Annotated in this window: 13 protein-coding genes; 1 reads left to right on the top strand and 12 read right to left on the bottom strand. The window is 70.1% G+C overall.

The features are described 5' to 3' along the window. From H5395_RS07155 to H5395_RS07105, 11 genes are all read right to left on the bottom strand, one after another. The gene (locus tag H5395_RS07155; protein ID WP_182791881.1) at nucleotides 1-912 is read right to left on the bottom strand and encodes a phytoene/squalene synthase family protein; all 912 of its coding nucleotides are present in this window, start codon (nucleotides 910-912) and stop codon (nucleotides 1-3) included. Next, nucleotides 909-2,402 (bottom strand): phytoene desaturase, encoded by a 1,494-nt coding sequence (locus H5395_RS07150; RefSeq protein ID WP_182791880.1) that lies wholly within the window; start codon nucleotides 2,400-2,402, stop codon nucleotides 909-911. Before H5395_RS07150 ends, H5395_RS07155 begins: the two co-directional genes overlap by 4 nt. Further along, nucleotides 2,399-3,553, bottom strand: a complete 1,155-nt coding sequence (gene crtY / locus H5395_RS07145; RefSeq protein WP_182791879.1) for a lycopene beta-cyclase CrtY — start codon at nucleotides 3,551-3,553, stop codon at nucleotides 2,399-2,401. The genes H5395_RS07150 and crtY overlap by 4 nt, the downstream gene beginning before the upstream one ends. Then, complete coding sequence (locus tag H5395_RS07140; RefSeq protein ID WP_182791878.1) at nucleotides 3,550-4,758, bottom strand: glycosyltransferase; 1,209 nt, start codon at nucleotides 4,756-4,758, stop codon at nucleotides 3,550-3,552. The genes crtY and H5395_RS07140 overlap by 4 nt, the downstream gene beginning before the upstream one ends. 6 nt (nucleotides 4,759-4,764) lie before the next feature. Continuing rightward, nucleotides 4,765-5,292 (bottom strand): sterol desaturase family protein, encoded by a 528-nt coding sequence (locus H5395_RS07135; RefSeq protein WP_182791877.1) that lies wholly within the window; start codon nucleotides 5,290-5,292, stop codon nucleotides 4,765-4,767. Continuing rightward, nucleotides 5,289-5,999: a fatty acid desaturase gene (locus H5395_RS07130; protein WP_220494879.1), complete on the bottom strand. Its 711-nt coding sequence runs from the start codon at nucleotides 5,997-5,999 to the stop codon at nucleotides 5,289-5,291. The genes H5395_RS07135 and H5395_RS07130 overlap by 4 nt, the downstream gene beginning before the upstream one ends. Nucleotides 6,000-6,097: 98 nt before the next feature. Then, nucleotides 6,098-7,117 (bottom strand): type 2 isopentenyl-diphosphate Delta-isomerase, encoded by a 1,020-nt coding sequence (gene fni / locus H5395_RS07125; RefSeq protein WP_182791876.1) that lies wholly within the window; start codon nucleotides 7,115-7,117, stop codon nucleotides 6,098-6,100. 16 nt (nucleotides 7,118-7,133) lie between these two features. Beyond that, nucleotides 7,134-7,754, bottom strand: coding sequence for a TetR/AcrR family transcriptional regulator (locus tag H5395_RS07120; protein WP_182791875.1), 621 nt, complete (start codon nucleotides 7,752-7,754; stop codon nucleotides 7,134-7,136). 46 nt (nucleotides 7,755-7,800) lie between these two features. Next, complete coding sequence (locus H5395_RS07115) at nucleotides 7,801-8,391, bottom strand: DUF2585 family protein (protein WP_182791874.1); 591 nt, start codon at nucleotides 8,389-8,391, stop codon at nucleotides 7,801-7,803. Nucleotides 8,392-8,450: 59 nt separating this feature from the next. Continuing rightward, nucleotides 8,451-10,973, bottom strand: coding sequence for an ABC transporter permease (locus H5395_RS07110; RefSeq protein ID WP_182791873.1), 2,523 nt, complete (start codon nucleotides 10,971-10,973; stop codon nucleotides 8,451-8,453). Continuing rightward, complete coding sequence (locus H5395_RS07105) at nucleotides 10,970-11,647, bottom strand: ABC transporter ATP-binding protein (RefSeq protein ID WP_182791872.1); 678 nt, start codon at nucleotides 11,645-11,647, stop codon at nucleotides 10,970-10,972. The genes H5395_RS07110 and H5395_RS07105 overlap by 4 nt, the downstream gene beginning before the upstream one ends. A 115-nt stretch (nucleotides 11,648-11,762) precedes the next feature. Here H5395_RS07105 and H5395_RS07100 point away from each other — a divergent pair, with 115 nt between their 5' ends. After that, a complete protein-coding gene (locus H5395_RS07100) occupies nucleotides 11,763-12,410 on the top strand; it encodes an arylesterase (RefSeq protein WP_182791871.1) in 648 nt (215 codons plus the stop codon). 4 nt (nucleotides 12,411-12,414) lie between these two features. Here the strand turns inward: H5395_RS07100 and H5395_RS07095 are convergent, their stop codons facing one another. Continuing rightward, nucleotides 12,415-13,377 (bottom strand): ABC transporter substrate-binding protein, encoded by a 963-nt coding sequence (locus H5395_RS07095; RefSeq protein WP_182791870.1) that lies wholly within the window; start codon nucleotides 13,375-13,377, stop codon nucleotides 12,415-12,417. Between the last annotated feature and the right edge of the window lie 12 nt (nucleotides 13,378-13,389).

Genomic DNA, 13,389 nt, shown 5'->3' with positions numbered 1-13,389 from the left:
TCACGCGCGCGGGCGGGTCCACAACCCCTCGCGCAAAGGCTTCGGCGGAAGGACGCGCGATCGGCCCGCATCCCCCAGCGCGCGCAAGGCCAGCCCCGCCTTGGCCGCACCCGAGGTGCCGATGCGCTGGCGGTAGGCTTCCGGCCCGCCCTTGCGGATGCGGGCGCCGATCGCCCGATAGATCCGCGCCGCCGCCGCGATCGACCAGGCGCAGCGGGCGGGCAGCGCCGGAAGGCCCGCGAAGGCCGAGGCATAGTAAGGTTCGGCCGCGTCCAGCAGGCGCAGGATGACGGCGTAAAGCTGGGGTGAGGGAATGTCGCCCTCGATGGTGGCGCCTGCCTCGTCCAGCCAGTCGCCGGGCAGATAGACTCGCCCGATCCGGGCGTCATCGATGACGTCGCGGGCGATGTTGGTCAGTTGGAACGCCAGCCCCAGGTCGCAGGCGCGGTCCAGCACCGCCTGATCCCGCACCCCCATGACGCGGGCCATCATCACACCGACGACCCCCGCGACATGGTAGCTGTAGTCCAGCGTGTCGTTCAGTGTCCGATACGCGCGCCCTTCGACGTCCATGGCGAAGCCGTCGATCAGGTCCATGGGCCAGCGGTCGGGAAAGTCGTGCCGCCGCGCCACCGCCTGCAGCGCAGCGAACGGCGGGGTCATCGGCCCCGTGCCGTGCAGCGCCTCCAGCGTCTCGGCCTTGAGCCGCGCGAGCCGCTCCTCAGGATCGCCGCCCGCCTGAGGCGCGCTGCCAAGCTCCTGCCCGTCCACCACGTCGTCGGCATGGCGGCACCAGGCGTAAAGCATGATCGTATCCTCGCGGATGCCCCTAGGCATCAGCTTCGCGGCCGCCGCGAAGCTTTGCGAGCCAGCCGCGATGGCGGCCTGCGATTCGGCGACCGGCGCCGTCATGCCGCGCCCGCGTCGGCCAGCATCACGCCTGCGGTGGCCTTGGCGGAGCCCACGACCCCGGGGATGCCCGCGCCGGGATGGGTGCCCGCGCCCACGATATAGAAGTTGCGGATGCTGCGGTCGCGATTGTGGGGCCGGAACCACGCGGACTGCCGCAGGATCGGTTCGACCGAGAAGGCGCTGCCGTGATGGGCGTTCAGTTCCGACGCGAAGTCGGCGGGCGAGAAAATGCGCTTCACCCGCAGGTTCGCCCGCAGGTTCGGGATCAGCCGCTCCTCGACGCTGGCAAGGATGCGGTCGGCATAAGCCTCGCCCTCGGCGGCCCAGTCGATCGCCGCGCGGCCGAGATGCGGGACGGGGGCGAGGACGTAATGCGTGGACATCCCCGGCGGCGCAAGGCTGTCGTCGGTCACACTGGGCGAATGGAGGTAGAGCGAGAAATCCTCGGCGAGCTTCGGTCCGCGGAAGATCTCGTTCACCAGCTCGCGGTAGCGGGGGCCGAAGAGGATGGTGTGATGCGCCAGCCCCTCGGGGCGCTGCGACAGGCCGAAGTGGATCACGAACAGCGACATGGACCAGCGCTGGCGTTTCAGCAGCGCGGCCTTGGTCCGCCCGCGCCGGGTGCCGCCCAGAAGATCGCGATAGCTGTGCATCACGTCGGCATTGCTGGCGACCATGTCGGCGGTCAGGCGGGTGCCATCCGCCAGCGTCACGCCGGTGGCGCGAGCGCCTTCGGTCTCGATCCGCGCCACCTTGGCGTTCAGGCGCAGCGTGCCGCCAAGGCGCTGGAACAGCGTGGCCATGCCGGACACCAGCGCATTGGTACCGCCTTGCGCGAACCACACGCCGCCGCGCCGTTCCAGCGCGTGGATCAGCGCGTAAATCGAACTGGTCGAGAATGGATTGCCGCCCACCAGCAGCGTGTGAAAGGAAAACGCCTGCCGCAGATGGGGGTCCTTGATGAAGCGCGCGACGACGCTGTGAACCGAGCGATAGGCCTCCAGCCGCACCAGCGCGGGGGCGGCCTGAAGCATCTGGCCCAGCTTGAGGAAGGGCACGGTGCCGAGCCGCAGGTAGCCTTCCTGATAGACCTGTTCCGCATAATCGTGGAACCGGCGGTAGCCGTCGAGGTCGGCGGGGTTGAAGGCAGCGATCTCGCGCTCCAGCGCGTTGCCGTCGTTGACGTAGTCGAAGCGTTTCCCGTCCGGCCAGAGCAGCCGGTAGAAGGGGTTGACCGGCAGCAGGGTCACGTCGCGGGCCATCTCCTGCCCAGACAGCGCCCAAAGCTCGCGCAGGGAATCGGGATCAGTGATGACGGTGGGACCGGCGTCGAAGACATGGCCTTCCTCGCGCCAGACATAGGCGCGGCCGCCGGGCTTGTCGCGGGCTTCCAGCAGCGTCGTGGCGATGCCCGCCGATTGCAGGCGGATGGCAAGCGCCAGCCCGCCGAAGCCAGCGCCGATGACGATGGCGGTGCGAGGAGAGGTCACGCGGTTTCCTTCAGCAGCGGCGCTTCGCGCAGGCAGGGCAGCGCATCGCGGATGGGAATGGGGGGCTTGCCGCTGACGATCCGCAGCCGGTCCAGCCGGGTCAGCTTTCCGGCGTAGAAGCGTTCGATCAGCGGCTCGGGCAGGCGATAGAAGCGGGACAGGACGCGGTGGCGGCGGTCCGGCGGGCAGCCGCGGAACAGCATCCGATTGAGCAGGCGCAGGAAGCGGTCATCGCCCGCGCGGTCCAGCGCATGGGCGCAGACAGCGGAGAAGACCTCGGCCGTGGTCGGCCCCGCCGCCGCGACCACATCCGCCACCTGCGCGGCGACGGGCAGGGAATAGCCGGTGACGGGATGGAACAGGCCCGCGCGCAGACCCACGGGAGCTGGGCCGCCCTGCGCCTCCGCCCACAGCGCGGCGGCGTCATGGGCCAGCGCGATGGGCAGGACGCCGCGCTCGCGGCGGACCTCGCGGCCGGTCCAGCCCTTGTCGCTGGCATAATCGGCGATGGCGCAGACGATGGCCTCCTCGTCCAGCGTGGCGCCATCGCTGTAGCGAGTGTCCTCAATCAGCAGGCGCGTGGGGGAAAAGGGCAGCAGGTAGACGAAGCGGTAGCCGTCCTGCTGGGGCACCGTCGCGTCCATGATCAGCGGGCGGGTGACGCCATGGGGGGTGTTCATCTCGAACTCCAGCCCCACGAACTTCTGGTAGCCGGTGACGAGATGGCGCGAGGACCGCGCGCCGCGCCCGTCAATGACGCAGGGCGCCTCGATCCGTTCGGATCCGAGGGTCGCGCCGGTAGCGTCCAGCGCCGTGATCCCGGCATTCCAGCGAAGGGTGACGCCGGGCGTGTCCGCCAGCAGCCGCGCCAGCCCTGCGCCGTCAAGCGAGGCATAACCAGCCCGCAACACGCGGGAATGGTCGGGAAAGCGGACCTCCTGCCCCGGCCAGCGGCAGCGGATCGCGGGGGAAAGGCGGCGGTGCCAGGGCAGCCGCAGATCCGGGTCGTGGAAGGACCAGGTATGCGCATCCGACGGACCCGGCGCGCGGTCGAGCATCAGGATGCGCGCGCCGGGCCGCGCCTCGGCCACGGCAAGCGCGATCAGCGCATTGGCAAGGCCCGCACCGGCAAGGATGAGGTCCGGCGTCATGCGGCAAGCCTGCGCTGAAGCTGCGCCTCGACCAGATCGGCGGCCCCAGTGGCACCGCCTGCCGCGCGGATTTCAGCGGCGGGCCGGGCAAGGGCCAAGCGGTGGGACGGGTCGGACAACACCGCCCCCAGCGCCTCGCGGATTGCGGCACGGGTGGCGCGGCGCAGGGGCACCACTCGGGCCGCGCCATGAAAGGCCAGCCGCGCGGCGGTCGCGGGCTGCTCGAATGCCAGGGGGATCGCGACCATCGGCACCTCGGCCCCCGCGCAGTCCAGCACCGTGTTCAGCCCGGCATGGGTCACGCAGGCATCCGCGCGGGCCAGCACTGCCCGCTGCGGAAAGAAGTCGCGCACCAGCGGCGCACCGGGCAACGCCCGCGCCTCGGCCTCGGTCAGCCCGCCGCAATGGGCAAGAACAAGGAACACGCCCAGATCCTCGGCCGCCCCGGCGATGGCAGCCAGAAGTCCCCGCCGGTTCCCTTGCAGCGTGCCGAGCGAGGCGAAAACAAGGGGCCGGCCGCCGGTGTCGATCTCGAACTCGCCTGCCGCATCGTCCCGCAGCGGACCGACCGCCCGTGCGCCCCGCCCCGGCGCATGGGGGAAGTCCAGCGAGGGCACCAATTGCCGCAGGTCCAGATCGGGCGAGATCCATTCGTCGATGCGCCGCCGCAGCGGCAGGCCATGCGCGCGGCAGCCCGCGGCCAGGGCGCGGGACTGCAGCATCATCAACGCGTCGGCCACGCGCCAGCCACCCCGGTTGCGCTTGCGGCCCGCCTTTCCCGCAAGAAAGGGCCAGTCCACGAAGGGCGGCGGGATCGCCTCGTCGCGGTCCAGCGGCAGGGCCGAGGCGAGGGTCACGCGCGGGATGCCCGCCGCTTCGGCGGCAAGGCTGGCGCCCGGTTCGGCCTGATCGGCGACGACCAGATCGGGGGAAAGCCGCCCCAGCGCCTGCGGCCCGCGCCGGACGAAGCTGCGGGTCGCCGCGGCGGTGGCCAGCAGCGTGCGGACCAGCCCCGCGCCGCGCAGGTCAGGGTCGCAGAGCCCGAGGCTGTCAAACCCAAGACCCTCGCGCGCCGCCAGCGGGCCAAGCCCCTCGCCCCCCACCATCCGGCAATCATGTCCCTGCGCCGCCAGCCTGCGGGCCAGCGCGCCATGGACGGCGGCGTGGCTTGACAGGGCGGGAAGGCAGAAGGCGATGCGGGCCATGCAGGCTCAGTCTTCGCCGCGATCCGGGCGCCAGGCGTCCCGGTGCCGGGACTGCCGCCGTGCCAGCACGCCCGAGGTCTTCAGCCGCGCCTTGAGATCGTCCACCGGCGGCGCATAGACAAAGCCGAAGGACACGCAGTCGTCGCGCCCCTCGACCGCGTGATGCAGCCGATGCGCCTGGTAAAGCCTGCGGAAATAGCCGCGCCGGGGAATATAGCGGAATGGCCAGCGCTGATGCACGAGGCCATCGTGGACGACGAAATAGATCACGCCATAGACGCTCATCCCCACGGCGACCCACCACATCCACGGCCACCAGCGGCTGCCGATGACGAACAGCAGGATCGAGAGCGCGGCGAAGATAACGGCGTAAAGGTCGTTCTTCTCGAAGGGGCCGTGGGTTTCCTCGTGGTGCGACTTGTGCCAGCCCCAGCCCAAAGGACCGTGCATGATCCAGCGGTGGACGGAATAGGCCACGCCCTCCATCACCGCGACGGTCAGGACGACGATCAGGATCGGGCCAATGACGCTCATGCCCCGTCCCTTCGAGTCGAGGGCAGCCGCCACCATGGCACTGCGGGGTGCAGGTGGTGTTCATGGTGATAGCCGCCAAAGTGGAAACAGGTCAGCAGCGACACAGGGTCGCTGACAATGGTGGACCGCGCGTTGTGGCGGTCGGGAAAGTCGCCATGGCCCGGCCGGTGCGGCAGCCAGGTTCCGAAAACGAAAAGCTGCATCGACGCAAGGATCGAGGGCACCGACCAGAAGGCCACATAGGGCCAGCGGCTTCCAAGGATCAGGGCGTAAAGCATTACCGTCCCTCCCAGAACCCAGAACTCGCGCCAGCCGAAATAGGTGCGGACAAAATCGGCATACCAGCGGACCGGCCCGCCATAGCCAAAGTCGGGGTCGTCGTCGGTGCCCGCATGACGGTGGTGGGCCATGTGCTTGACGATCAGCTTGCGCCAGGAAAACCCGGCGTAAAGCATCAGCGCCAGCCCGCCGACAGCGGCGTTGAGGCTCGGGCGGCCGGGTGCCACCGCGCCGTGCATGGCGTCATGGGCGACGATGAACAGACCCACGGAAAGCCAGGTCAGTCCGATCAGGCACAAACCCGCCAGCAGCGGGTGGGCCATGGCGTCCAGATGCCAGACGGCAAAGATGTGCAGCGCCAGCCACGCGCCGATCACCCCCGCCGCAAGCGTCAGGCTGACGAGGCTGGTGGCAAGGGGTCGTCGCAACGCCTGTGGCAAGCCGGCTCTTCCTTCTTCATCCTGTAACGCCTGTGCCAAGATATAGCAGCACGAGGGCCGCTTCCACTAGTCACCTGCCGCAGGTCTCACGCAAGGGGCGCGTGGCGCAGTTCCTCAAGATCGCGCGAGCCGGTGCAGAACATGGCAATGCGAAGCTGCTCGATGACCTCGGACAGATGTGCGGCCAGCGCCTCGGCCCCCTGCTGCGCGGCGGGCAGCGCGCCCGCCGCCTGCCCCGCCAGATCCGCGCCCAAGCGGATCGCGCGGGCCACGTCCAGCCCGTGGCGGATGCCGCCCGAGGCGATCAGCACCGTGCCCGGCCACATGATCGGGGCCATCGCTGAAACCGCCTCGGCCGTCGGGATGCCCCAGTCGAAGAAGGGCGCGGCGATGCGGCGCAGGCGGTCGCCGCCGCGCTCGGCCTCGACCCGCGCCCAGCTTGTGCCGCCGACCCCCGCCACGTCGAGGATCGTGACGCCTGCATCCATGAGCCGCCGTCCGACATCGGCCGACAGGCCGGCGCCCACCTCCTTGACGCCAAGGGGCACGGGCAGGGCGCGGGCCAGCGCCTCGATCCTCGGCAGCAGGTCCGAAAAGTCCCGATCGCCGCCGGGCTGGATCGCCTCCTGCAACGGGTTGAGATGCAGCATCAGGGCATCCGCTTCCAGCATCTCGACCGCGCGGCGCGCCTCGTCCGCGCCCATCCCGCGCCGCAGTTGCACCGCCCCCAGATTGCCGAGGATCGGCACATCCGGCGCCCGAGCCCGCAACTCGGGGCCAAGCCCGCCCGCCCCGCGTCCCTCGATGGCGATGCGCTGCGATCCGACCGCAAGCGCCAAGCCCAAGGCGCCGCAGGCCTCGGCGATGGACAGGTTGATGCGGGCGGCCCCGGGCGTGCCGCCGGTCATGGCCGACACCATCAGCGGCGCGGACAGGCGGCGGCCGAGAAAGCGCGTGGCGGTGTCGATGGCGTCATAGTCCAGTTCCGGCAACGCATTGTGCAGGAAATGCACGTTGTCGAAGCCGGTTGCGCGCGAAAGCTGGATACCCTTTCCCGCGCCGACGATCGCCAGATGCTCGGACTTGCGGCCCTTGATCTCGTTCATGGTCCCCCAGCGCCGGCTAGCCTGCGCGATAGGCGCGCAGGAAACCCTCCACCACATGGTTCAGGAACGCCTCGCCGTCCAGCGGATAGTCCCGCGCGCCGCCAAGCTGCCCCTGGTGCAGCGCCCCCAGCAGCAGGGGTGAGGCAAGCGCAAGCGCCGCCATGCGGGTGTCGACCGCACGCATCTGGCCGCGGGCGACATGGGCATCCAGCCGCTCGGTGAGGGCAAGGACGAAAGGCTCGAACATGCTGTGGATGAAGGCGGGGCCGAGCAGATCGTTCCGCATCCCCTCGACCATGCCCATCGCCAGCGCATCCGCCACCCCGTGTTGCGTCAGCGCCCGCCAGGCCATGGCCGCCGCGTCGCGGACCGAGGCGTCAAGCTGGGGCCCCGCCTGCCGGGTAGCCGTGAACTGCCCCTGCCCGCGCCGGCCCGAATCGGCAAAGACCGCCACCACGATGTCGTCGCGCTTGCCGAAGTAATGGTTCAGGGTGGACACGCTGCAGCCTGCAGCCGTCGCGAGTTCGCGCAGCGTTGGCCGGCCCGCGCCGCGCAGCAGCAGGCGTCCCCGCAACCGCGCCAGCAGCTCGCCGCGCCGTTCGTCGAAGCGTGCGTTGCGGACGCCCTTGGACCTCACGTCCCCTCGCTTCCTGCCGCGGATCGCGGCGGTCTTCCATCGGCCCTCAGCGCAATATCATCCTGGCCGTGCCAAGCACAAATCCGTCGTGGATCATCAGGGCGACGGCGATCTCGGCCAGTCCGCCGCCCGCGATGACCAGCCAGCGCGGGAAGTTATGCGCCGCAAGAAAGCCCAAGGCAACAAAGCCCGTGTCGCTCAGGGCGTTCACGATGCTGTCGCCCTGATAGACATCGATACCATCGGGGTCGTTGAACAGTGAAATGACCCAAGGGGTGTTCTCGACGATCTCCCACAGGCCGCTGCAGGCGATCACCAGCAGCAGGCGGGTTCCGACCGGCCAGCCGGGCCGCAGCCGCCGTGCAAGAAAGAACAGCGCCGCCCCCGAGATCGCGTGAAGCGCCGAATAGAAGTCGGTCAGATGCTGCGAGTTGTGGGACAGGGCGGTGCTGGGATTCCACCAGTAGAGCGGCACGTTTTCCGGCAGAAATTCGCGGCCCAGGAACAGCAGCCACAGCACCACTGCGGCATTGATCAGCAGGATGCCCAGTGCCAGCGTCAGCAGCGGCTGCCCGCCACGAAACGCAAGCGAGCCCCCCACGGGCCGGGGCGGGATCATGTCCGCGGGGCGGTTCATGTCATCGAAGTGCAAAGGGGAACGCTCTCCTTGCTGGCTGCGGGGGCTGCGCCTGCCTGTTACTCGGACCGCAGGATCGCGGCGGGTTTGACCGTCAACGCCCGCAGCGCGAAGGCCAGTTCCGCCGCAAGCGTCGCAATCACGCCACCGGCGACCAGAATGACGGCGCTGGACCAGATCACCCGGTGGTCGGTGTCCAGCACAAAATGCGCCACCGCCCATCCCCCCACGGCCCCGGCCGCGATCGCGGCGATGCCGGCGATCAGCCCCAGCAACGCCGCTCGCAGCGCAAAGCTGCGCAGGATCAGCCCCCGGCTGGCCCCCAGCGTCTTGAGGATCGCGGCCTCGTAGCGGCGCGCCCGCGCGGCGGCCAGCGCCGTGCCGATCAGCACGGCGAAGCCGGTGACCAGCGTAGCCGCCGCACCCCAGCGCACGGCCGCGCCGATGCCGGCCAGCAGCCCCGCGACCCGCTCGATGGCCTCGCCCACGGGGATGGCGGTGACATTGGGCCAGCGGTCGCCGATCTCGCGCAGGATGGCGGTCTCGGCCTCCGGCCCGGCATAGACGGTGGCGATCCAGGTGTGCGGCGCGCCCTGCAGCGCGGCGGGGTTCATCGACATGACGAAGCCGATACCCGCGTTCCTGAAATCCACCTGCCGGAACGAGGCGATGGTGCCGGTGATGTCGCGCCCCAGGACATTGACGGTCAGGGTGTCGCCCAGCGACAGGCCGATCTCGGCGGCTTCTTCGGCGGAAAAGCTGATAAGGGGCGGGCCGTCGTAACCGGCGGGCCACCACTCGCCTGCCGTGATCGTCGTGCGCGAGGGCGGGTTGTCGGAATAGGTCAGGCCGCGGTCCCCCCGGACGACCCAGTGATCGCCCGCCACCTCGGTCGCCGGGCGGCCGTTGATCCGGGTGACGACGCCCCGCAGCATCGGCGCGGCCTCGACGCGGCTGACGCCGGGATTGCCGCGGGCAAGGGTGAGGAAGTCCCCGATCTGGTCGGGCTGCACATCGACGAAGAAGAAGGACGGCGCGACGCCCGGCATTTCCGATTCGATCGCGCGGCGCAGGGTGCCGTCGATCTGGCCCACCACCGCCAGCACCGCGAGGCCAAGTCCAAGCGACAGCACGACGCCCGTGGCATCCCCCCGACGCGTCCTGAGCGCCCCCAGCGCCAGCCGCAGGGCCGGGCGCCGGCGGGCAAGCGGCATCAGTCCGCCTGCCAGCGGCGCCGCCAGCAGCGCGACAACCGCCAGCAGCGCCAGCGTGCCGGCAACCCCGCCCAGCGTCCAGAGCGTCAGCCGCCAGTTGCCCGAGAAAGCCGCCGCCGCCAGCAGGAACAGCCCCGCAAGGGCGGTGATCATTGCCAGATACCTGGGCCGCGGCACCCTGCGACCCGCGTCCACAGCCGAGCGGAACAAGACCGCCGCGCGGGTGTCGGCCGCCAGGGCCAGCGGCCACAGCGCAAAGGCAAGGGCGGCCAATGCGCCGTAAAGCGCAGCCTCGGCCAGCGGTCCGGGAAAGACGCCGAAGGTCGCCGGCATCGGCAGGCGCGCTTCGATCACCGGGGCCAGCAGCAGCGGCAGCGCGGCGCCCAGCGCCAGCCCCAGCATGATCCCGAGTGCGGTCATCAACCCAATCTGGATCAGGTAGGTCAGGAATATCACGCGGCGGCTGGCGCCCAGGGACTTGAGCGTGGCGATCACCGGCAGCTTCGCGTCCAGCCATGCGCGGACGGCGGCCGAGACGCCGACCCCGCCAACCGCAAGGCCCGACAGACCGATCAGGATCAGGAAGGCCCCCAGCCGGTCCACGAAGCCCGAAAGCCCCGGCGCCCCGTCCCGCGCATCGCGCCAGCGGGCGCCCGCGCCCTCCAGCGCAGCCATCGCCTGCCCCCGGGCGGTGCCGAGGTCGGTGCCGGGAGGCAGCAGCAGCCGGTATTGCGCCTCGAACAGCGTCCCCGGCCCCAGCAGTCCGCTTTGCGCCAAATCCGACGTGCGGACGATGGTGATGGGACCAAGCGCGAGGCTTTCCCCCGCATTGTCGGGGAAGCTGTCGAGGATCGCCGTCAGCGTGAACGCCTGTTCGCCCAGCCGGAAGCCGTCGCCGGGGGAAAGGCCGAGGCGCTCGGCCAGCACCCGTTCCATCACCGCGCCGGGATCGCCGCCTGAAGAAAGCGCCTGATCCCAAGAGATCGGCGGGGACAGCCGGACAGCGCCGACCAGCGGATAGGCGTCGTCCACCGCCTTCACCTGCGTCAGGGCGCGCTCGCTCTGCCCGTGGCGCAGGACGGTCGCCATGGACCGGAACTCGGCTGTCTCGGACACCGCCGAGGCGATCCGGTCCAGCGCCGCGCGCTCGGCACCGGTGGCGAAGCGGTAGGTCAGCTCGACCTCGGCATCGCCTCCCAGCAGCGCGGCGCCGTTGCGCGCCAGCCCCGCCTCGATCGAGGCGCGCACGGTTCCGACCGCCCCCAGCGCCGCCACCGCCAGCGCAAGGCAGGTCAGGAAGATGCGGAAGCCGGCAAGCCCGCCCCGCATCTCGCGGCGTGCAAGGGTCCAGGCGAGGCGCAGGGTCATGCCGCCTGCTCCAGCCGGCCGTCGCGCAGGCGGATGATGCGGGCGCAGCGCGCGGCGATTTCCGGCGCGTGCGTCACCATCACCAGCGTCGTGCCGCTGTCCCGCACCATCCCGAACAGGAGGTCCGCGATCTGCGCGCCGGTCGTCTCGTCGAGGTTGCCCGTCGGCTCGTCCGCCAGCAGGATCGCGGGACGCGGGGCCAGGGCGCGGGCCAGCGCGACCCGCTGCTGCTCGCCCCCGGAAAGCTGCGAGGGATAATGATGCGCGCGCCCGGCAAGACCCACGGCTGCAAGCCCTTCGCGCGCCCGCGCTGCGGCATCGGGCGCATGGGCAAGCTCAAGCGGGACAGCCACGTTTTCCAGCGCGGTCATGGTCGGGATCAGGTGAAAGCTCTGGAAGACGATGCCCATGTGGTCGCGGCGGAAGCGGGCCAGCGCGTCCTCGCCCATCGCGGTCAGGTCGTGGCCCAGCGCGCGGACCCGCCCGCCCGTCGCCTGTTCCAGCCCGCCCATCAGCATCAGCAGCGACGACTTGCCCGACCCGGACGGCCCGACCAGCCCGACCGTCTCACCCTTTTCCACGGCAAGGGTGATGCCGTGCAGGATCTCGACCGGACCGGCGCTGGAACGCAGGGTCAGGCGCACATCATCAAGGGACAGGACCGGGTCCGGCATCGCGCGTCTCCATTCAAGGGTCCGCGCTGGGGCGGCGAATGTGCAACGTTGTGACCGGCGTGCCGGTGCCATCGCCTCACGGCGACATTATGTCCGGGCGAAACGGAGGACTGCAATGCTTGCACGCATGATCGGGATCACGCTTCTGTCTGCCCTGCCCGCCGCGGCAGAGCCGGTGACGGTAGCCGCCTTGGGGGACAGCCTGACGCAGGGCTACGGCCTGCCGCAACAGGAAGGGCTGGTCCCGCAACTGCAGGCGTGGCTACGGGAACGGGGGGCCGAGGTCACACTGGTCAACGCGGGCGTGTCGGGCGACACCACGGCGGGCGGGCTGTCTCGCGTGGACTGGACGCTGACGCCCGAGGTGGGGGGCATGATCGTGGCGCTGGGCGGCAACGACCTGCTGCGCGGGATCGATCCGGCGGTGAGCCGGAAGAACCTTTCCGGCATCCTCGACGCCGCGCGGAAGGCCGAGGTGCCCGCGATGCTGATCGGCATCGGCGCGCCCGCGAATTACGGGGCCGAGTTCCAGACGGCGTTCAACGGCGTTTATACCGATCTCGCGCAAAGCTACGAGGTGCCGCTGATCCCGTCGATGCTGGACGCCATCGTGGCGGCGCGCGACCCGCTGTCGCTGATGCAGCCGGACGGCATCCACCCGAACGCCGAGGGCGTCCGGGTGATCGTCGAAGGCATCGGCCCGCAGGTGCTGCAGTTCGTGGCCGCCCTTGGCGCCTGCGAACAGGGCTGCACGGACGGCTAGGCCGTCAGAACGGGCTGTCGGGGAAGTAGAAGGCTTCCGCGTTCTCGGGCGTGATGAGCTGGCTGCCGATGATGTAGCGGCCCGCCATCGGCGCGTTCGATACGAAATGCAGCGCCGTCATCTCGATCGCCGAGGAGATCAGCGCCGGAGGATAGGTCACGTTCACCGGCAGTTGCGGGTCCTTGTCCATGATCCGCTTGACGATGTCCTTCATGCCCGCGCCGCCGACGACGACCATCTGGTCCCCACGCCCCGCCTGGGCGATGGCCTCCAGCACGCCCACGGCCATGTCGTCGTCCGCCGCCCAGACCGCGTTGATTTCAGAATATTTGGCCAGGTAGTCCTGCATCACGTTGAAGGCGTCGTCGCGGTTCCAGTTGCCGTGCTGCATGTCGAGGATTTCCTTGTCGGACCCCTCGAGCGCCGCCTGGAAGGCCTCGACCCGCTCGTTGTCGAGCGTGGTCGGGATGCCCCGCAGCACGACGATCTTGGCGCCGGCGGGCAGGTTGTCGCGGAAATATTCGCCCGCGACGCGGCCGAAGGCGGTGTTGTCGCCGGCGACATACAGGTCCTCGATGCCTTCCTCGGACAGCCCCCGGTCCACGACGGTCACGAACTTGCCCGCCGCCTTCACCTGCCGGACCGGGTCGGTCAGCGGCTCGGATTCGAAGGGCAGCACCACCAGCCCGTCGATGTTGCGGGTGGCCAGCATGTCCTCGATGTCGGACACCTGCTTGGCGGCGTCGCCGGCCGTCGCCAGCACGAATTCGAGGTTCGGATAGACCTCGCCCAGCCGCTTGATCGTGTCCTGAGCGTGCCAGTTCAGCCCGCCCATGAAGCCGTGGGTGGCCGAGGGGATCGACACGCCGATCACCCGTTTCTCGGCCTCTTGCGCGAAGGCGGCGCCTGCCGCCAACGACAGCGCCGCGGCCGCCAGCGGCAGTTTCAGCAGATTGCGACGGATCATTCTTTCCTCCCC

The organism is Paracoccus sp. MC1854 (assembly GCF_014164635.1).
GTDB lineage: Bacteria > Pseudomonadota > Alphaproteobacteria > Rhodobacterales > Rhodobacteraceae > Paracoccus.
Note: the sequence above shows the minus strand (reverse complement) of the source record. Positions and strands in the feature narration are given on the sequence as shown.

Bases quoted from the DNA above. Each gene is read 5' to 3' on its own strand.
- H5395_RS07105 (WP_182791872.1), bottom strand. From the start codon at position 11,647: ATGCCGGACCCGGTCCTGTCCCTTGATGATGTGCGCCTGACCCTGCGT.
- H5395_RS07140 (WP_182791878.1), bottom strand. From the start codon at position 4,758: ATGGCCCGCATCGCCTTCTGCCTTCCCGCCCTGTCAAGCCACGCCGCC.
- H5395_RS07100 (WP_182791871.1), top strand. From the start codon at position 11,763: ATGCTTGCACGCATGATCGGGATCACGCTTCTGTCTGCCCTGCCCGCC.
- H5395_RS07110 (WP_182791873.1), bottom strand. From the start codon at position 10,973: ATGACCCTGCGCCTCGCCTGGACCCTTGCACGCCGCGAGATGCGGGGC.
- H5395_RS07135 (WP_182791877.1), bottom strand. From the start codon at position 5,292: ATGAGCGTCATTGGCCCGATCCTGATCGTCGTCCTGACCGTCGCGGTG.
- fni (WP_182791876.1), bottom strand. From the start codon at position 7,117: ATGAACGAGATCAAGGGCCGCAAGTCCGAGCATCTGGCGATCGTCGGC.
- H5395_RS07115 (WP_182791874.1), bottom strand. From the start codon at position 8,391: ATGAACCGCCCCGCGGACATGATCCCGCCCCGGCCCGTGGGGGGCTCG.
- crtY (WP_182791879.1), bottom strand. From the start codon at position 3,553: ATGACGCCGGACCTCATCCTTGCCGGTGCGGGCCTTGCCAATGCGCTG.
- H5395_RS07095 (WP_182791870.1), bottom strand. From the start codon at position 13,377: ATGATCCGTCGCAATCTGCTGAAACTGCCGCTGGCGGCCGCGGCGCTG.
- H5395_RS07155 (WP_182791881.1), bottom strand. From the start codon at position 912: ATGACGGCGCCGGTCGCCGAATCGCAGGCCGCCATCGCGGCTGGCTCG.